Below are 17624 nucleotides of genomic sequence, written 5' to 3' on the forward strand. Positions count from 1 at the left end.
GATCAGGCCCGCGGGGTCCGGGAGAACAGCCGCCCCGACCACGAGACGAACGTCTCCAACGGCCCGCGGCGGTCGAGCAGCAGCAGGACGAGGCCGACCAGCACCGCGCCGGCGACGTGCAGCGCCCACATCCCCGGGCTGGACACGTACCACGCGACGCCCCACGGGGCCCCGTCGTCGGACTCCCGCACGAGCCCGGTCACCGCGGTCGCGAGGACGTGGAGCGTGTAGATCGTGAGCGGAGCGGCGCCCGCCCGCCGCACCGGTTCCACCAGCCGCGCGCCGATCCCGTGCAGCGCAGCCCCGGCCGCCAGGCACAGGGCGATCACCACCAGCGCGACGCCCGTGGTGATCGCGAGGTCGAACGGCGTCCCCGTGTGCGGCGCGGGAGAGGCGAGCCACCAGAGGCTCCCGGGCGGCGGCGTGCCGTACCCGGACGCGTAGAACGCGCCCTCGACATCCCTGCCGAGCCAGGCGGGCTCCGCCTCCAGCGCCGCCAGGGTGCCGAACGGTCCCGCGAGCAGGGCGCTGAGCCCCCAGCCGCCGAGCGCGGCGACGGCGCCCACGACCGCCAGTCGCCGGGCCGCACGTGCCCGGGATCCTGCATCGGACGCCCGGAGGAGGACGCGGCCGACCAGCATCCCGACCATGGCGTAGACGATCCAGGTCAGCACCGGGTAGGCGCCGGTCAGCAGGACGTCCTGCAGGAGAGCGAGCGGATCCCGCAGGCTCGGCCAGGACGGCGTGCTCGCGCCCGCCGGGGGTCCGAAGAGCTGCGCGAGCGCCGCGCGCAGCAGGGCGGTGGCGACCGGCCCGATCAGGCCGAGGGCCGCGGCGCCGATCACGAGCGCACGGTCCGACCAGCGCACCAGGAGCATCGCCACCCAGAACAGGACGCCGTAGAAGACCAGGATCACGAGCACGCCGGACGGCGCCAGGCCCAGCGTGAGGCCGATGATCACGAGGGCGAGGCCGCGCCCGAAGAGATTGCGTCGGGCGGCGCCGACGCGTCCGGCGGCGAGATCGCGCCGCGAGGTCAGGGCGATCCCGGCGCCGGCGAGCACCGCGAACAGCCCCGCCGCCTTTCCCGACACCGCGGCGGCCGCGAGGGACTCCTCCCCGGACGGGGTCACGGTCCACACGTGCGCCGCCATCATCCCGGCCACGGCGACGAAGCGGGCCAGGTCCAGGCCGGCGATCCGCGCGGGCGACGCCGCCGGGGACGCGGGACCGGCGGCGGCGGCCGACGCGGCGGGTGTGCGTGCCATGGGAACACGATAGGACGCGGTGTCGCCGCCCGCGCATAGGGTGGGATCCATGACCGACGTGCTGCCCTCCGGCCTCGCCACCGGCGAGTTCGATCCCGCGATCCGCCCCCAGGACGACCTCTACCGTCACGTGAACCACACGTTCCTCGAGAACACCGAGATCCCCGCCGACAAGGCGCGCTGGGGCTCGTTCCACCTGCTCGCGGAGCAGGCCGAGAAGGACGTGCGGGCGATCATCGAGGAGGCGCAGGACGCGGAACCGGGAACCGAGGCGCGCAAGATCGGCGACCTGTTCGCGAGCTTCATGGACACGGAGCGGATCGCGGCCGCCGGCATCGAGCCGCTGCGCGAGCCGCTCGCGACCGTCGACGCGATCTCCTCGATCCCCGAGCTCCTCGCGGCCGCCGGCGAGTTCGACCGCCGCGGCGTCGCCGCGCTGATCGGCCTCTACGTCGAGCCCGATCCCGGGAACCCGGAGCGCTACGTGCCGTTCGTCGTTCAGGCGGGGCTGTCCCTCCCCGACGAGAGCTACTACCGTCTCGACACCTTCGCGGACACGCGTGCCGCGTACCGGGCGCACGTCGAGCGCCTGCTCGGGCTCGCCGGGATCGCCGATCCGGCCGGGGACGCGGAGCGCTCCTTCGCGCTGGAGCACGAGATCGCGGCCCACCACTGGGACAACGTGGCGAGCCGCGACGCCGTGAAGACGTACAACCTCCGCACCTGGGCCGAGTTCCAGGAGCTCGTCGGCGTCGACCTCGCCCCGTGGCGGGAGACGGTCGCGCCCGCCAACCCCGGGGCGTTCGACGAGGTCGTCGTCTACCAGCCGAGCTTCTTCGAGGGCCTGGGCTCGCTGCTGGTCCCGGGGCGTCTGGACGACTGGAAGGCGTGGCTGCGCGCGAAGGTCGTGCACGGCCTGGCCGGGTTCCTCACGGATGAGATCGTCGCCGAGAACTTCTCCTTCTACGGCACCGAGCTCACCGGCGTCCCCACCATCCGCGAGCGCTGGAAGCGGGGCGTCTCCCTCGTGGAGGGCTCGCTCGGCGACGCGGTCGGCAAGGTGTACGTGGAGCGCCACTTCCCCCCGGCCGCCAAGGAGGCGATGGACGAGCTCATCGCGAACCTCATCGAGGCCTATCGGCAGAGCATCTCCGAGCTGGAGTGGATGAGCCCGGAGACCCGCGAGCGGGCGCTCGCCAAGCTCGCGACCTTCACCCCGAAGATCGGCCACCCCCAGACCTGGCGCGACTACTCCGCCGTCGAGATCTCGGCGGACGACCTCGTCGGCAACGCCGGACGCGCCGCCGCGTTCGAGCACGACCGCACCGTGGGCAAGGTCGGCAAGCCCATCGACCGCGACGAGTGGTTCATGCCGCCGCAGATGGTCAACGCGTACTACAACCCGCTGATGAACGAGATCGTGTTCCCCGCGGCGATCCTGCAGTACCCGTTCTTCGACGCCGCCCGCGACAGCGCCGCCAACTACGGCGGCATCGGCGCGGTCATCGGGCACGAGATCGGGCACGGATTCGACGACCAGGGCAGCCGTTACGACGGCGACGGCCGGCTCCAGGACTGGTGGACGGACGCCGACCGCGCCGCGTTCGAGGAGCGCACCGGGTCGCTCATCGCCCAGTACGACGCCCTCGTGCCGGAGGGGTTGAGCGGCGACCACCACGTCAACGGCGCCCTGACGATCGGCGAGAACATCGGGGACCTCGGCGGTCTCGGCATCGCGCTGAAGGCCTACGAGCTCTCCCTCCGGGGCGAGGCCGCGCCGGAGATCGACGGTCTCACGGGCGTCCAGCGCCTGTTCCTGTCGTGGGCGCAGACCTGGCAGCAGAAGAGCCGCGAGGCGGAGACCATTCGCCTGCTCACCGTCGATCCCCACTCGCCGAACGAGTTCCGCTGCAACCAGATCGTTCGCAACATCGACGCCTTCTACGAGGCGTTCGGCGTCGCGGAAGGCGACCGGCTGTGGCTCGATCCGGCACAGCGCGTCACCATCTGGTGACGCCGATGCGGTCGCCGACGAACCCTGTCGGCGGCCGCATGCGCGGGTTACGATAGCCCTGGCGCGGGGGGACGTGGGACGTGCGGGCAGCCGTGCGACCGACGTCCTCGTGCGCCGACCTCCCCCTCTCCTTCTCGGAAGGAATCCGCGTGGGCACCTCCCCCGAGCCTTCGCCGTCCACGGCCCTGCGCCGATCGCAGCGGTCGTCCCGACGACTTCCGCGTCGCGCCGCGATCGGCCGCCGCTCCTTCGACGCGACCCTTCGTGCCCTGGAAGGGCTGGTCGAGTCCGGGGCGCAGGTCGCCGTGCACGTCGTCGACCTGGACCACGGCGAACGCGTGCTCGCCGGCGACGACCACGTGACGCTGCCGATCGGGGGCCTCGGGGTCGTGCCGCTGCTCGTGGAGGCCGCGGCCGCCTTCGAGACCGGCCGCATCGACCCGCTGGAGGTCGTGGAGCGGGCGGAGCTCGAGCAGGTCGCGATCGGCGGGGTGTGGCAGCATCTGCGGGCACCGGCGCTCCCGCTCACGGATCTCGCGACTCTCGCGGCGGCGGTGGGGGATCCGATCGCCGTCAACGCCCTGCTCGACCACGTGGGCCTGGACCGGGTCCGGGCGCGGATCGAGGAGCTCGGACTGGAGCGCCTGGCGCTGCTCGACCGCACACGAGACCGGCGGGGGCCCGATGACGCTCCGCACCTCGCCGTCGGCACCGCGGGGGAGCTGGCGCGCCTGTTCGCCGACCTGGTGAACTCGCGGGTCGTCGATGCGGCGGTCAGCGCGCAGGTGTCCGAGTGGCTGAGCCTGAACCACGATCTGAGCCTCGTGGCCGCCGCGACCGGTCTGGACCCGTTCGCGCACGAGAACGACTCCCACGGGATCCTGTTCGTCAACAAGACCGGTCGGGAGGACGGGGTCCGCGTCGAGGCCGGGGTGCTCGCAGGGCCGCGCGCGGGAGTCGCCTACGCGCTGATCGTGTGCTTCGACGACCTGTCGATCATGCACCGTCTCCGTGCCCACGACGCCTTCCGGATCCTGGGCGTGGAGCTCATGGAGTACGCGTTCTGACCGGACTCAGCGCACGCCCTTCATCAGGGCGAGCACCGGCTTGGCGCTGATCCACAGCCCGAGGCCCACGACGATCGCGATGCCGCCGAGGATCGAGAAGTACGGCACCTCGTTCGTCGGGTCGTAGAACTGCACGAGCCAGCCCGAGATCGCGGTGCCGAGCGCCACGGACAGGAAGAACAGCGCGACCATCTGCGTGTGGAAGGCGGCCGGGGCGAGCTTCGTGGCGGCGGACAGGCCGATGGGCGACAGGAGCAGTTCGGCGATCGTGAAGACGAGCAGGATGCCCACGATCGCGAGCAGCGGCGTGGAGTTGTCCGCGCCGCCCGCGAACGGCAGGAACAGCAGGAACGCCGCGCCCATGATGATCGCTCCGAGGGCGAACTTGACCGGGGTCGTCGGCTGGCGGGCGCCGAGCTTCGTCCACAGGGCCGCGAAGACGCCGGAGAGCACGATGATGAAGACCGGGTTGATCGACTGCACCCACGACACCGGCATCTCCCAGCCGAACAGGTCACGGTTCAGGCGGGCGTCGGAGTAGACGGTGAGGACCGTGAACTGCTGCTGGTACAGCGACCAGAACGCCACGCTGGTGATGAACAGCGGCAGGAACGCCCAGACCCGCGAGCGTTCGGTCGCGTCGATGCGACGGCTCCCGAGGATCACGGCGAAGTAGGCCACCGTCGCCGCGAGCGTGCCGATGATCACGATGGTGGACAGGTTGTCGGCGCGGATGACCCCCGCGAGCACGAGGGCGACCACGAGGAGGACCGCGGCCGCCGCGATGATCCCGACGAGCGGGTAGCGACGGGCGGGAAGCGGGTTGGCGACCCGGCGCGCGGCCTCGGGGAGCGAGCGCCGGCCGAACGAGTACTGGAGGAGACCTGCGGCCATGCCCACGGCCGCGATGCCGAAGCCGAAGTGGAAGCCGAGCGTGGACTGCATGAGGCCGGTGAGGATGGGGCCGAGGAATCCGCCCAGGTTGATCCCGAGGTAGAAGAGGGAGAAGCCGGCGTCGCGGCGGGTGTCCTTCTCCGAGTACAGTGTGCCCACGACGGCGGTCGCGTTCGCCTTGAGCCCGCCGGAGCCGATGGCGACCAGCACGAGGCCGACGCCGACGCCGACCACGCCGGGGAGGAAGGCCAGGGCGAGGTGTCCGGCCATGATGACGATCGCGCTGAGGAACAGCGTCCGCTCGGATCCGAGAAGGCGGTCCGCGACCCACGCGCCGAGGATCGTGGACAGGTACACGGATCCGCCGTAGGCACCGACGATCCCGCCGGCGATGCCCTGCGGGATGCCGAGACCGCCGTCGGTGACCGAGTAGTACAGGTAGATCAGCAGGATGCCCTGCATGCCGTAGAAGCTGAAGCGCTCCCACATCTCCACGCCGAACACGTGCGCGAGCGCCCACGGCTGTCCGAAGAACCGGGTGTCGCGATCGCCGGATTCACGGGTCTTCTGCGGGGTGCTCATCATTCCAGAATATGTTGCGCGCGGATCCGGGATCGGGCGAGCCGGGCCGCGAAGTGGTACCACTCGACGCCCTGAGTGGTACCATCACGTATGGCTATGAACCTGAGGTTGGGTGCCGAAGCCGCAGCGGCACTCAAGACCGAATCAGCTCGGACCGGCATCAGTCAGCAGGAGATCGTCCGCCGGGCGGTCGCGGAGCACCTCGGGTTCGGTGGGGGCACGCGTCAGCCCTTCTATCCGGACTGGGCGCATCCGCCGGTGGAGCCCTTTCGCGATGTGCGGGCGTCCCTGTCATTGCCGGACGGGGTCACGATCCAGAGCGTCCTCGACGATCTGCGCGAGGAGCGTGCGTGAGGATCCTCTACATCGACACGAGCGCGCTGATGAAGCGCGTCGTCGCCGAGGACGAATCCGACTCCCTGGCGGATGCGCTGCGCCTCGCCGTCGATGACGCCGCGACGCTCATGACCTCCCGACTGGCGGAGGTCGAGGTCTCGCGCGCGTTGCGATCTCGATTCGCCGGGGACGCCGCAGACCACGCGGTGCCGGACGCGCTGAGCGGAGTCGGCGTTGCGCCGATCACGGATGTGGTGCTCGCCTTCGCGCGAACCCTCGAGCCGCCGGTGGTGCGAACACTTGATGCGATTCACCTCGCCACCGCCATCGCGCTCGGCGCCCATGAGGTCTGGACCTATGACGACAGGTTCGCGGAGGGAGCCCGGCGGGCGGGCATCGCGGTGCAGATGCACGGTCGGCGTCGGCACGAATGACGAGGCGCGGTCGCCGATGATGCGGGGCGCTGGCCCTGTCTGGAAGGGAGGGGCGGGCCGACCGTGAAACAGGCGCGCAGGGCGCGCGTTTCGTCCTGGGGGCGGGGAGGGGCAGACTGGGGGCGTGCGAACCGTGCGTGATCTTGACACCGTCGAACTGATCCTGGATGCGCAGGGCCTGCTGGACTCGATCCGCGGACCCGAGCGCGTCATCGACGCCGGCACCCTGCGGGCGCTGCAGCAGTCGGGCAACTACGTCGTGGGGCTGTTCGACAGCGACGGCGGCGAGGAGCGCATGGTCGGCGCGTCGATCGCGTTCTTCGGGGAGCCCGGGCGGCGCACGATGCACTCGCACATCACCGCCCTGCTGCCGGAGTATCGGGGACGCGGCTGGGGTCGCGAGCTCAAGGAGCACCAGCGCCAGTGGGCCTTCTCCCGCGAGGTCGGGCGGATCACGTGGACCTTCGATCCGCTCGTCGCCCGCAACGCGCACTTCTTCCTCACCGTGCTGGGGGCGCGCGTGACCGGCTACTCGGTCAACCGTTACGGGATCTTCGGCGGCGGGGACGCGGGGGACGAGAGCGACCGCCTGGACGTGGAATGGGCGCTCGCCGACATCGCCAAGCCCCCGGCCGAGGACACCGTCGTCGAGACCGTGGAGATCCCGGCGGACATCGAGGCGATGCGCACGTCGGATCCGGAGGCCGCGCACGAGTGGCGGATGCGTTTGCGCACCCGGATGGAGGAGACCCTTGGCCGTGGTCTGCGGATCGTGGGCTTCGACGTCGAGCGGGGCTACCTGTTCGCGCAGTGACAGCGGGCGACCTCGCCCTGCCCCGCCGCGTCACGGACGGGGAAGCACGAACGCGCCGGTCTCCCCGGGGTTGACCGCGACCTCCCAACGGAAGCCGTCGGGGTCGGCGAAGTATCCGGAGTACCCGCCCCACTCACGACGCACGGCGGGACGGACGTCGGCACCGAGCGCCGCCGCCTCGGCGAGCACGGCGTCCGCCTCGGCCTCGCTCGCGACGTTGTGCGCCAGCGTGACCGGAGCCAGCCCCGGAGCCGGGGCCTCCCCGATCTCCTCCGTGAACCCCGCGACCGACCACAGCGAGAGGATCACACGGTCCGCGACCGGGAGCATGAGGACGTCGTCCGCCTCGAAGATCGGCCGCCACCCCAGACCCTCGACGTAGAAGGCGCGACTGCGGGCGACATCGGCGACAGCCAGGGTCAGGAAGCTCACTCGTTGTTCCATGCCGCGATCCTGCCACCGGCATCGGACACCGCGATGTCGGGGGCTCGTGGCATCCTGGCGGGATGAACGACAGCGACGCCCGCCCGGTGCCTGCGGGGCGGCCGGGCGGCAGCGCCGACCGGCCGGCGGTCTTCTTCGCCGATGCCGCCGAGTTCCGGGCGTGGCTGGAGCAGAACCACGAGACGGCCGGCGAGCTGTGGATGGAGCTGCGCAAGGCCCACGTCCCCGAGGCGGAACGCGGCCTCTCCTGGGCCGACGCCGTCCTCGAGGCGCTGTGCTTCGGGTGGATCGACTCGGTCTCCCAGCGTGTGGACGACGACCGCCGCCGGCAGCGGTGGTCGCCGCGGCGCCCGGGGAGCACGTGGTCCGAGGTCAACGTCGCCCACGTCGAGCGGCTGCGCGCCGAGGGCCGGATGACGCCGGCGGGCCTCGCCGCGTTCGAGGCGCGACGGGCGGATCGCACCGGCACGTACTCGCACGAGAACGCCGAGGCCGAGCTGGAGCCGGAGGTGCAGCGGATCATCGACGCGTCCCCGGCGACGGTCGCCTTCCTCGCCGCGTCCACCCCCGGGTACCGCAAGGTCGTGCGCCACTGGATCGCGACCGCGAAGCAGCCCGCGACCCGCGTGCGCCGGGCGGAGCAGCTCGTCGCCGACAGCTCCGCGGGGCTGCTCATCCCGCTGGCTCGCCCGGGAACGACGCCCGCCTGGCTGCAGCGCGCCGCAGCCGCCGCCCGCGCGGCGCAGGCGGGCAGGGGAGCGCCGGAGGGGGAGGCGCCCCGCGGATAGGATTGGCATCACCGGCATCGCCGGACGATCCTCCGCTCACGACCATTGGAGCCGCCATGGCCGAACAGTCCCGCCTCGACAAGGTCATCAGCCTCGCCCGCCACCGTGGGTTCGTCTTCCAAGCGGGGGAGATCTACGGAGGATCCCGGAGCGCGTGGGACTACGGCCCCCTCGGCACGGAGCTGAAGGAGAACATCCGGCGCCAGTGGTGGCAGACGTTCGTCCGCGGCCGCGGCGACATGGTGGGCCTGGACTCCAGCATCATCCTCCCGAAGCGCGTGTGGGAGGCCTCCGGACACGTCGAGACGTTCACCGACCCGCTCGTGGAGTGTCTCCACTGCCACAAGCGCTTCCGCGCGGACAACCTCGTCGAGGACTTCGAGGCCCGTAAGGGCCGCCCCGCCGAGGGCGGACTGGCCGAGGTGCCGTGCCCGAACTGCGGGACCAAGGGGCAGTACACCGAGCCCAAGGCGTTCTCCGGCCTCGTCAAGACCTACCTCGGCGTCGTGGACGACGAGTCCGGCATGTACTACCTGCGCCCGGAGACCGCGCAGGGCATCTTCGTGAACTTCGCCAACGTGCTGACCGCCAGCCGCAAGAAGCCGCCGTTCGGCATCGGGCAGGTCGGCAAGGCGTTCCGCAACGAGATCACCCCCGGCAACTTCATCTTCCGCACGCGCGAGTTCGAGCAGATGGAGATCGAGTACTTCACCCCTCCGGCCGAGGCGCAGGAGTGGTTCGAGCACTGGGTGGAGAAGTGCTGGGACTGGTTCGTCGACCTCGGCGTGGATCCCGACAACATGCGCCGCTATGACGTCCCGGAGGAGGACAGGGCGCACTACTCGGCCGGCACGATCGACGTCGAGTACCGCTTCGGGTTCCCGGGCAAGGAGTGGGGCGAGCTCATGGGCGTCGCCAACCGGACCGACTATGACCTCAACCGTCACTCCGAGGTGTCCGGCCAGAGCCTGACGTACTTCGACCAGGCCTCCGGCGAGCGGTACACCCCGTACGTGATCGAGCCGTCCTTCGGCCTCACCCGCGCGATGATGGCGTTCCTCGTGGACGCCTACCGCGAGGAGGAGGTTCCGAACGCGAAGGGCGGGACGGACGTGCGGACGGTGCTGAAGCTCGACCCGCGGCTGGCGCCCATCAAGGTCGCCGTTCTTCCGCTGTCGCGCAACGAGAAGCTCTCGCCGCTGGCGCGCGAGGTCGCCGACGACCTGCGGGGGCACTGGGTGATCGACTTCGACGACGCCGGGGCGATCGGCCGTCGCTACCGTCGCCAGGACGAGATCGGGACGCCGTACTGCGTCACCATCGACTTCGACTCGCTGGAGGACCGCGCGGTCACCGTGCGCGACCGCGACACGATGGCGCAGGAGCGCGTGGCGCTGGACCAGCTCGATGCCTACCTCGCGGAGCGCCTGCGCGGCGCCTGATCCCCTTCGCAGAGCCCCGGTCCAGACGTCTGGACCGGGGCTCCGCGGTCTCCGCCGCGCCGCCGCATGGGACGATGGCTGCGTGGAGACGACGACCTTCGCCGCGACCGACGGCTTCCCGCACCCGGCCCTGATCGGTGTCACGGACGCCGATCGAACCCTCGCGATCCAGGGCGACCCGCACCAGGTGCTCCCGCTGGCCTCGGTGACCAAGCCGCTCACGGCCTGGGGAGCACTCGTGGCGATCGACCACGGCCTCCTGGACTTCGACGACCCGGCCGGGCCCGAGGGATCGACGGTGCTCCATCTGCTCGATCACACCAGCGGCCTGCCGTTCGAGGGGGAGGATCCGCAGCGCGCACCGGGGGAGCGCCGCATCTACTCCAACGCGGGATTCGACCTCCTGGCGGGCGTCGTCGCCGAGGCTGCGGGCATGCCCTTCGCCGAGTGGATGGCCCGCGAGGTGGTCGCGCCGCTCGGGATGACGGAGACGGACGTGACCGGTCGCCCCTCCGCCGGGGCGCGTTCCTCCGTCACGGATCTGCTCGTCTTCGGCCGCGAGGTGCTGCGCCCCACGCTCATCCCGGCCGAGCTCCGCGACTTGGCGCTGCGGGTCTCGCGCCAGGGGCTGCCCGGGCTCGTCCCCGGGTACGGCACCTATCCGGACAACCAGTGGGGTCTCGGGTTCGAGCGCAAGGGCGCGAAGTCCCCGCACTGGCTTGCCGACTCCTTCCCGCCGGAGACCGCCGGCCACTTCGGGGCCCAGGGGAGCTTCCTCTTCATCGACCGGTCCCGGGACCTGGCTGCAGCGTTCCTGTCCGGCGTGCCGTTCGGCGAGGACCACAAGCGGATCTGGCCCGCCCTCACCGAGGAGATCGCCGCCCGCTACGGCGGGTGATGTCGTGGGCGACGACGACGGACGAGGGACGATGACGAACGAGGATCCGGACGCCCGTTCCCGGCGCCGCACCTGGGTGGCCGGCGGCCTGCTTCTCGTCCTGTCCGCGGTCGTGGCCCTGGTCGCGCGCGGTCCTCTCGCCGGGATCCACCTCGCGAAGGACGCGCTGTGGGCGCTCGGAGTCCTGGTCCTGGTCATCGGCCTGGGTCGGGCGGGAAGCCTCACGGCGCGCCGGCCGGTCGCGACCGTCCTGGTGATCCTTCAGGTCGTGCTCGCGAGCCCCTGGGCGGCTCGCTTCGTCTCCGGGTTCGTTCTCGACGATCCCGCCAACCCCCACGCCGAGGAATCCTCGTGGAAGAGCATCGTCTTCCCGTATCAGGTGGTGCTGGCCGTGCTGACGGTCGTCGCGGTCGTGTTGATCGGCATCATCCGGGCGTGGCCGCGCTTCTGGAGTTGGGCACCGGCCGGTGGTCTGGTCGTCTGGGCCGTCGTTCTCGCCGCCGGATTCCTGTCTCCGGTGACGGACTCCGGGCTGCTCGGGTTCGCCCTCGTCTTCCTCCCGCCGGTTTTGACGGCGCTGCTCGGGGGGATCGCGATCGTGCTCGGGCTGCGTGCCGCTCCCGCGTCGCGCCCGCGTGTTCTCGACGCCTGACACGTCGGACGCATTCCCACCCGCGCCGAGACCCCCTCTGCGCGCCGAAACCCCTCCTGAAACGCGCGATTCCGAGGGGGTCTCGGCGGCCAGGAGGGGTTTCGACGGAAGTGCGACGGGAACCGCGGACGGTGAGCCGTCAGGCGCGGGAGATGCGGAGCGTCCTGACCTCGAACGGGCGAAGGCTCAGCGCGCCGCCGGTGCGGGGCTCGTCGAGCTCGTCCTCGATCAGGGTCACCTCACGGATCCCGTCGTGGGGGAAGCCGACCTCGACCTCGCCGGTCGTGCGTCGTCCGAGCGACTCGTACACGCGGACGATCACGTCCCCGGAGCGGTCGTCCGCGAGCTTGACGCTCGAGACGACGATCCCCGGGCCGGTCACCCGGACGAGGGGCTCGACCTCGTCCGCTCCGCGCACCTCGGTGGGCAGCGCGTTCATCCGGATGCCCTCGGCGGTGGCGATCGCCGCGTCGGCGCCGACGACCAGGCCGACCTCGATCTCGTGGGACCCGTGGTCGGTCTCGGGATCGGGGAAACGCGGGGCGCGCAGCAGCGACAGGCGGACCGTCGTGGTGACGTCGTCGCCCTCGACCTCGCGGCTCGTGTCGTAGCCGTAGATCGAGTCGTTCACGAGCGCGACGCCGAAGTCCTCCTCCTGCGCCAGCACGAAGCGGTGCATGGACGTCTCGAACTTCGCCGCCTCCCAGCTCGTGTTCACATGCGTGGCCCGGCGCTGAAACCCGAACTGCGTCTCCGCCAGCGTCTCGCGCGCGAACACGTCCAGCGGGAACGCGAGCTTCAGGAGCTTCTCGGTCTCGTGCCAGTCGATGTCGTTGCGCAGCAGGACGGTCCGCGATCCCGGCTGCAGCACGATCGTCTGGGTCAGCCGCGACTCCGAGAACGCCCGCTCCACGACCACCACGGCGGCGCCGCCCTCCACCGAGGCGGAGATCGAGGACACCCCGGTGAGGTCCTCGACGCGGTTGCGGTAGTACCGGTCGATGTCCCACGCGTCCCACATGTTCGGGAAGTCCTGGTGGAGCTGGAACAGGTTCGCCGGTCGGCCCGCGGGGATCGCGTCGCGCCCGCTCGCGCGGTCCACCGCGGAGGTGATGAGCCCCTCGGCGGACACGAGGATCGACACCAGCTCGTTCTCCAGGCGGAAACCGCCGTCCTCCTCGGTCAGCGTGGCCGCCGCATCCGACGCATCGACGGCGGCGGCGCCGAGCGCCACGGCTCCGGCGCCGAGACCGACCGAGGTCGGCGTGAAGCGAATGCGCCGATCGCCCTCGCCGGCGAGAGCACGCCGGGCGGCGTCGGAGATCCCGCGGGCATCGTCCAGCACGCCGCCGAGCACCTCGACGGCCTCGCGGTGCACCCAGGCGATGGAGGTGCCGGGGAGGATGTCGTGGAACTCGTGCAGCAGGACCAGCTGCCACAGCCGGTCAAGTTCGTCGTGGGGGTAGGGCGTCCCGCGGCGCACGGCGGCGGTCGCCGCCCACAGCTCCGCCTCGATCAGGCCCTGCTCCGCCCAGCGGTGCAGGGCCTTCGTCGCGTGCTGGCTGGTGAGGGTGCCGCGATGCAGCTCCAGGTACAGCTCCCCGACCCAGACGGCGGGATCCGGCAGCTCGGCCTTGGCGTCATCGAAGAAGTCGTCCGGGTGCTTCCACTCCACCCGCGCGGCGCCCTCCAGGGACCCCATGCGCGCGGCCTTGCCGGTCATCTCGCGGGTCGTGCCCCCGCCGCCGTCGCCCCAGCCGACCGGGGCGATCGACATGGTCGCGACGCGGTTCTCCTTGAACTGGCGCGACGCCTTGGCGACCTCCATCCCGCTCAGCTGCGAGTTGTAGGTGTCCATCGGCGGGAAGTGCGTGAAGATGCGGGACCCGTCGATGCCCTCCCAGTCGAACGTGTGGTGCGGGAAGACGTTGCGCTGGTTCCAGGAGATCTTCTGCGTGAAGAACCACTCGAAGCCGGCCCGGCGCATGAGCTGCGGGAGGGCGGGGGAGTAGCCGAAGCTGTCCGGGAGCCAGACTCCGCGCGAGCGGATCCCGAACTCGCGCTCGAAGAAGCGCTGCCCGTGGGAGAACTGGCGCACGAGCGACTCGCCCGTGGGCATCACGGTGTCCGACTCCACCCACATGCCGCCCAGCGGCAGGAAGCGTCCCTCGGCCACGGCGTCCTTGATCCGGGCGAAGACCTCGGGCCGGTGCTCCTTGACCCAGGCGTACTGCTGCGCGCTGGACATCCCGTAGCGGAACTCCGGCTCCTCCTCCAGGAGCGTTGTCATGGAGGAGGTGGTGCGGGCGACCTTGCGGATGGTCTCGCGAACGGGCCACAGCCACGCCGAGTCGATGTGCGCGTGCCCGACGGCGGCGATCCGGTGCGCGCTGGCGTCGGCCGGCGACTCCAGCGCCGGGGCCAACCGCTCCCGGGCGTCCGCGGCGGTGTCGGTGATCCGCTGCAGGTCCAGGACGTCCAGGGCGTCGTCGAGGGCCTGGAGGATCCGCATGCGCCGCGGCGAGGTCTCCGGAAGCTCCGCCTGCAGCTCCAGCAGGACCTCCACGTCGAGCGCGAGCTCGAACACCTCGGACTCGAAGACGGCGAGATCCATGTGGCGGATCCGGTACAGCGGCTCCGGCGAGGAGGTGCGGATGTCGCCCTCCTGGGTGGGGAGGAAGGGGTGGTAGTCGAGGAGCACGGGGTTCGACGCCCCCTCCAGGAACAGCTCGACCGACTCGCCGCCCTCTGCGACGGGGACCACCGGCACCCACTGGTTGCGGGGGTTGAGGCTCTTGACCGGTACCGGCTCGCCGTCCGCGCCTCGCCGGTAGACGAGCGCCTCGCACTGGAAGCCGGTCATGTTCACGTCGAAGCCGAGGTCGATCACGGCCTCGACCCGCCGACCGGCCCATGCGGCGGGGACCTCGCCGCGGACGCGGAACCAGGTGGTGCCCCACGCGGGTCCCCACTGCTGTCCCGCCGCGAACGGCTCGTAGTCCAGCCCGAGACCGTCGGCCGGCGCGATCGGCTCGCCGGGGAGGGCATGGGCGGAGATCTCGAGCGGCACCCGCGCGGAGTGGATCGCCGGGCGGATGCGCTCCGTCAGGACGCGGTTCGCGCGGCCGACGGTCAGCGAGGTCTCTTCGTGCATGGAGGCGCTCCTTCGCGGTGCCAGAATGTGGGGAACGTCCGGACATCGTATTCCGTCCGGCCGGGGAGTTCCGAGAGGAACTAAAACGATCTAGTACGGTGAGTCTATGTCACGGGCGAAGCGCGTCACCATCGCGGACATCGCGCGCCTGGCGGGAGTGTCCCCCGGCGCGGTGTCCTTCGCGCTCAACGGGCGCCCGGGCGTGAGCGAGCAGACGCGCCAGCGGATCCTCGACATCGCCGAGGCGCACCAGTGGCAGCCCAGCTCCGCGGCGCGGGCCCTCGTCGGCTCGCGCGCCGGGGTCGTCGGGTTCGCGGTCAACCGCCCGGCCCGCACGCTCGGCACGGAGGCGTTCTTCACCGACCTCATCGCCGGCGTCCAGTCGGCGCTGGGCGCGCGGCGGATGTCGATGCAGATGGTCCTCGTGTCCTCGATTGAGGAGGAGATGGCGACCTACCGGCGCTGGCGCAGCGCGAACCAGGTCGACGGGGTCATCGTGATCGACCCGCACGACGACGATCCGCGACTGACGCTGCTGACGGAGCTCCCGCTCCCCGCGGTCGTGATCGGATCCCGTCCGTCGGCGGCGGACGAGCCCGCGGCCATCTGGCTCGACGACCGCCGCGCCGCGCACAGCCTGTTCGACTACCTCGCCGCGCTCGGGCACTCCCGCATCGCGTACGTGTCGGGCCCGGGGGAGTTCCAGCACACGCGGATGCGCGCCGAGGTGCTCGGCGAGCTGTCCGCGCGCGGGGTGGCGGGCGAGACGCTGGTGACGGACTTCTCGCCGGCGGCGGCCACCTCGGCGACCCGGGCGCTGCTGAGCCGCGCCGAGCGGCCGACCGCGATCGTGTACGACAACGACGTGATGGCGATCGCCGGCCTTCGCGTCGCGCAGGAGATGGACGTCGCGGTGCCGAGCGTCCTGTCCCTGGCGTCCTTCGACGACTCGGTGGTGACGGGGCTCGTGCACCCGTCGATCACCTGCCTGACCCGCGACACCTTCGCGCTCGGGGAAGGCGCGGCGGAGTTCCTGCTGGAGCAGATCGAGACGCCTGAGGTCCTTCCCGCGCGCTCGGGCCCCCTTCCGGAGCTCACGATCCGCGAGAGCACCGCCGCCCCCCGCTGATCCCGGTCCGCCCCTTCGTGCGGAGGATCGCTCTTCGTGCGGAGGCTCGCGCTTCGTGCGGAGGAGCGCGCCTCGTGCGGACGGATCCTGCGCCGTTCTCCGCGGGAAGCGTGCATCTCCGCATCAGGCGTCCGGTGTACCGCCCGTCGCGCGGAGAACCACCGTTGGTTCGGCGTACCGCCCGTCGCGCGGAGGACCGCGCTTCGCGCGGACGGATCCTGCGCCGTTCTCCGCGGGAGGCGCGGATCTCCGCCCGAAGCGCGGATCTCCGCCACGGCGCGCGACGCGTGCCGGCGCGCGACGCGGCCGGGGGCGCAGGATCAGACGACGGTGTTCTGGGATGCGTAGTCGACGGCGCCGCGGAGGTCTGGACGGATCAGCTCCGTGATGCCGCGCGCGGCGAGGGCGGCCGGATCGGCGGCGGTGCGCGAGGTGACGAAGGCGGGGTCCGCGCCGTCCGTGCACGCGTCCACCCAGGCCTGGAAGACGGGGCCGCCGGGGCCGAGGGCGCCGCGGCTGAGGGGAGTGTCGTCGTCATCGACCTCGACGACGATCCCGAGCGTGCGGGCCGGAGCGGGGCGGCGCTCGCGCAGCTCGGGGATGATCTCCGCGAAGCGGCGCCCGATGGGCTTGGCCGCGCCGTCCTGTCCGACGAGCCCGAGTGTGTACTCGAGCTCCGGGAAGTCCGCGAGCTCCCGGCTCACGTCGTGCGAGCACCACCAGGTGATCCCCCACAGGTCGTCCGTGCGGACGGCCGCGCGGACCGTCGCCTCCAGGAATCCCGGCATCTCGTCGGGGGTGAGGCAGTTGGAGGGCGCGCCGACCTCCTGCAGCCAGATCGGGCGGCGGGGGTCCGTCGCGAAGGCGCGCGAGAGCTCGATCATGTACTCGGCGTGCCGGTCGGAGGCGACGGACCGGCCGCCGTAGCGCTGGGCGGTGCCGTTGAAGATCCAGGAGTGCACGGTGGTCATGGCGCCCAGTCGCGAGGCCAGCGCGGGCGTGAACCCGTGCCCGTCCATGTACCAGGCGGCGTCGTACTCGCTGTGCACGTGCTGCTGCGCCGGGGCCGAGCGGTCGGCGGCGTCCAGGAGCGCGGTGATCCATGCCGCGGCCTCGGACTCCGTGACCGGCCACGGAGAGGGGTGGGTCTTCGCCGAGAACTGGTTGGTCTCGTTGCCCGTGGTGAATCCGAGGAAGTTCCCGGCGTCGCCGAGCGCAGCGCCCAGCCGCTCGACCAGGGCCACCTGCCCGGACACCGCGTCGGGATGGGTGAACATGTTCTTGTCGTGCCAGGTGAACAGCCAGGACGGGATGAAGTCGAAGCTGGAGAGGTGTCCCTGGATCACGTCCACGCTCACGTCGAGCCCGAGCTCGCCGGCCGCGTCGACGACCGCACGGACGTCGTCGACGGCGCGCTCGCGGATGAGCGTCCGGTTCGGCTGCAGCACCGTCCACAGCGGGAAGATGCGGACGTGGTCGAGCCCGAGCTCGGCGAGTCCGGCGAAGTCGCGGCGCACGGCGTCGAGGTCCAGCGACATCCAGGCGTGCATCCACTCGGTCGAGGGGGTGTAGTTCGCGCCGAAGCGCAGGGGGGCGTCGGCCGGGAGGTGCGCGGTCATCGCGGTCCTTTCACGGGATCGAGGCTCGGAGAGCGGGTCGTGGTGGCTGAAGGGCTTAAGGGGTCGTGCCTCTCGCGCCGGAATCCACA

At 71.5% G+C, this 17624-nt stretch carries 15 protein-coding genes; 10 read left to right on the forward strand and 5 right to left on the reverse strand.

The annotated features are described in order from the left end of the window. Window positions 1-2 precede the first annotated feature (2 nt). Window positions 3-1268 carry a heparan-alpha-glucosaminide N-acetyltransferase domain-containing protein gene (locus tag K8F61_RS15055; RefSeq protein WP_231819699.1) on the reverse strand — a complete coding sequence of 422 codons (1266 nt, stop codon included), beginning with the start codon at window positions 1266-1268 and terminating at the stop codon, window positions 3-5. A 49-nt stretch (window positions 1269-1317) separates the two neighbouring features. Between K8F61_RS15055 and K8F61_RS15060 the strand changes: the two genes are divergently transcribed. Together K8F61_RS15060 and K8F61_RS15065 are read left to right on the forward strand one after the other, a co-directional pair. Then, window positions 1318-3282, forward strand: a complete 1965-nt coding sequence (locus K8F61_RS15060; protein ID WP_231819700.1) for a M13 family metallopeptidase — start codon at window positions 1318-1320, stop codon at window positions 3280-3282. 149 nt (window positions 3283-3431) lie between these two features. Then, window positions 3432-4349: a serine hydrolase gene (locus K8F61_RS15065; protein ID WP_231819701.1), complete on the forward strand. Its 918-nt coding sequence runs from the start codon at window positions 3432-3434 to the stop codon at window positions 4347-4349. Window positions 4350-4355: 6 nt separating this feature from the next. Here the strand turns inward: K8F61_RS15065 and K8F61_RS15070 are convergent, their stop codons facing one another. Next, window positions 4356-5825 (reverse strand): peptide MFS transporter, encoded by a 1470-nt coding sequence (locus K8F61_RS15070; RefSeq protein ID WP_231819702.1) that lies wholly within the window; start codon window positions 5823-5825, stop codon window positions 4356-4358. Between the two features lie 90 nt (window positions 5826-5915). Here K8F61_RS15070 and K8F61_RS15075 point away from each other — a divergent pair, with 90 nt between their 5' ends. The 3 genes from K8F61_RS15075 (at window position 5916) to K8F61_RS15085 (ending at window position 7409) form a co-directional block, all read left to right on the forward strand. Next, complete coding sequence (locus tag K8F61_RS15075) at window positions 5916-6179, forward strand: ribbon-helix-helix domain-containing protein (RefSeq protein ID WP_219085381.1); 264 nt, start codon at window positions 5916-5918, stop codon at window positions 6177-6179. Then, window positions 6176-6595 (forward strand): type II toxin-antitoxin system VapC family toxin, encoded by a 420-nt coding sequence (locus K8F61_RS15080; RefSeq protein WP_231819703.1) that lies wholly within the window; start codon window positions 6176-6178, stop codon window positions 6593-6595. Before K8F61_RS15075 ends, K8F61_RS15080 begins: the two co-directional genes overlap by 4 nt. Before the next feature lie 124 nt (window positions 6596-6719). Beyond that, window positions 6720-7409 (forward strand): GNAT family N-acetyltransferase, encoded by a 690-nt coding sequence (locus K8F61_RS15085; RefSeq protein ID WP_067243952.1) that lies wholly within the window; start codon window positions 6720-6722, stop codon window positions 7407-7409. A 30-nt stretch (window positions 7410-7439) separates the two neighbouring features. Here the strand turns inward: K8F61_RS15085 and K8F61_RS15090 are convergent, their stop codons facing one another. Next, window positions 7440-7853: a VOC family protein gene (locus K8F61_RS15090; protein ID WP_231819704.1), complete on the reverse strand. Its 414-nt coding sequence runs from the start codon at window positions 7851-7853 to the stop codon at window positions 7440-7442. A gap of 62 nt (window positions 7854-7915) precedes the next feature. On the opposite strand from K8F61_RS15090, the gene K8F61_RS15095 reads away from it, so the two are divergent. The 4 genes from K8F61_RS15095 to K8F61_RS15110 all read left to right on the forward strand — a co-directional run bounded on the left by K8F61_RS15095 (window position 7916) and on the right by K8F61_RS15110 (window position 11633). Beyond that, entirely contained in the window at window positions 7916-8641 is a 726-nt protein-coding gene (locus tag K8F61_RS15095; protein WP_231819705.1) for a YdeI/OmpD-associated family protein, read from the forward strand. A 56-nt stretch (window positions 8642-8697) separates the two neighbouring features. After that, on the forward strand, window positions 8698-10083 hold the full coding sequence (locus tag K8F61_RS15100; RefSeq protein ID WP_231819706.1) for a glycine--tRNA ligase: 1386 nt from the start codon (window positions 8698-8700) through the stop codon (window positions 10081-10083). 82 nt (window positions 10084-10165) lie between these two features. Then, window positions 10166-10981: a serine hydrolase domain-containing protein gene (locus K8F61_RS15105; RefSeq protein ID WP_231819707.1), complete on the forward strand. Its 816-nt coding sequence runs from the start codon at window positions 10166-10168 to the stop codon at window positions 10979-10981. Window positions 10982-11012: 31 nt separating this feature from the next. After that, window positions 11013-11633, forward strand: a complete 621-nt coding sequence (locus K8F61_RS15110; RefSeq protein ID WP_231819708.1) for a hypothetical protein — start codon at window positions 11013-11015, stop codon at window positions 11631-11633. Between the two features lie 139 nt (window positions 11634-11772). On the opposite strand, the gene K8F61_RS15115 is transcribed toward K8F61_RS15110, so the two are convergent. After that, window positions 11773-14787: an alpha-mannosidase gene (locus tag K8F61_RS15115; RefSeq protein WP_231819709.1), complete on the reverse strand. Its 3015-nt coding sequence runs from the start codon at window positions 14785-14787 to the stop codon at window positions 11773-11775. Between the two features lie 106 nt (window positions 14788-14893). Between K8F61_RS15115 and K8F61_RS15120 the strand changes: the two genes are divergently transcribed. After that, window positions 14894-15916, forward strand: a complete 1023-nt coding sequence (locus K8F61_RS15120; protein ID WP_067243968.1) for a LacI family DNA-binding transcriptional regulator — start codon at window positions 14894-14896, stop codon at window positions 15914-15916. 320 nt (window positions 15917-16236) lie between these two features. Here K8F61_RS15120 and K8F61_RS15125 read toward each other — a convergent pair whose 3' ends face one another. Continuing rightward, the gene (locus tag K8F61_RS15125; RefSeq protein ID WP_231819710.1) at window positions 16237-17535 is read right to left on the reverse strand and encodes a glycoside hydrolase 5 family protein; all 1299 of its coding nucleotides are present in this window, start codon (window positions 17533-17535) and stop codon (window positions 16237-16239) included. Window positions 17536-17624 lie beyond the last annotated feature (89 nt).

Origin of the sequence: Microbacterium resistens (assembly GCF_021172025.1) — a bacterium.
In the GTDB taxonomy this organism is placed as follows: domain Bacteria; phylum Actinomycetota; class Actinomycetes; order Actinomycetales; family Microbacteriaceae; genus Microbacterium; species Microbacterium resistens.

Coding starts and splice junctions, on each gene's coding strand:
- K8F61_RS15060 (WP_231819700.1), top strand. CDS start 1,318: ATGACCGACGTGCTGCCCTCCGGCCTCGCCACCGGCGAGTTCGATCCC.
- K8F61_RS15075 (WP_219085381.1), top strand. CDS start 5,916: ATGGCTATGAACCTGAGGTTGGGTGCCGAAGCCGCAGCGGCACTCAAG.
- K8F61_RS15115 (WP_231819709.1), bottom strand. CDS start 14,787: ATGCACGAAGAGACCTCGCTGACCGTCGGCCGCGCGAACCGCGTCCTG.
- K8F61_RS15095 (WP_231819705.1), top strand. CDS start 7,916: ATGAACGACAGCGACGCCCGCCCGGTGCCTGCGGGGCGGCCGGGCGGC.
- K8F61_RS15100 (WP_231819706.1), top strand. CDS start 8,698: ATGGCCGAACAGTCCCGCCTCGACAAGGTCATCAGCCTCGCCCGCCAC.
- K8F61_RS15070 (WP_231819702.1), bottom strand. CDS start 5,825: ATGAGCACCCCGCAGAAGACCCGTGAATCCGGCGATCGCGACACCCGG.
- K8F61_RS15055 (WP_231819699.1), bottom strand. CDS start 1,268: ATGGCACGCACACCCGCCGCGTCGGCCGCCGCCGCCGGTCCCGCGTCC.
- K8F61_RS15110 (WP_231819708.1), top strand. CDS start 11,013: ATGACGAACGAGGATCCGGACGCCCGTTCCCGGCGCCGCACCTGGGTG.
- K8F61_RS15120 (WP_067243968.1), top strand. CDS start 14,894: ATGTCACGGGCGAAGCGCGTCACCATCGCGGACATCGCGCGCCTGGCG.
- K8F61_RS15090 (WP_231819704.1), bottom strand. CDS start 7,853: ATGGAACAACGAGTGAGCTTCCTGACCCTGGCTGTCGCCGATGTCGCC.
- K8F61_RS15125 (WP_231819710.1), bottom strand. CDS start 17,535: ATGACCGCGCACCTCCCGGCCGACGCCCCCCTGCGCTTCGGCGCGAAC.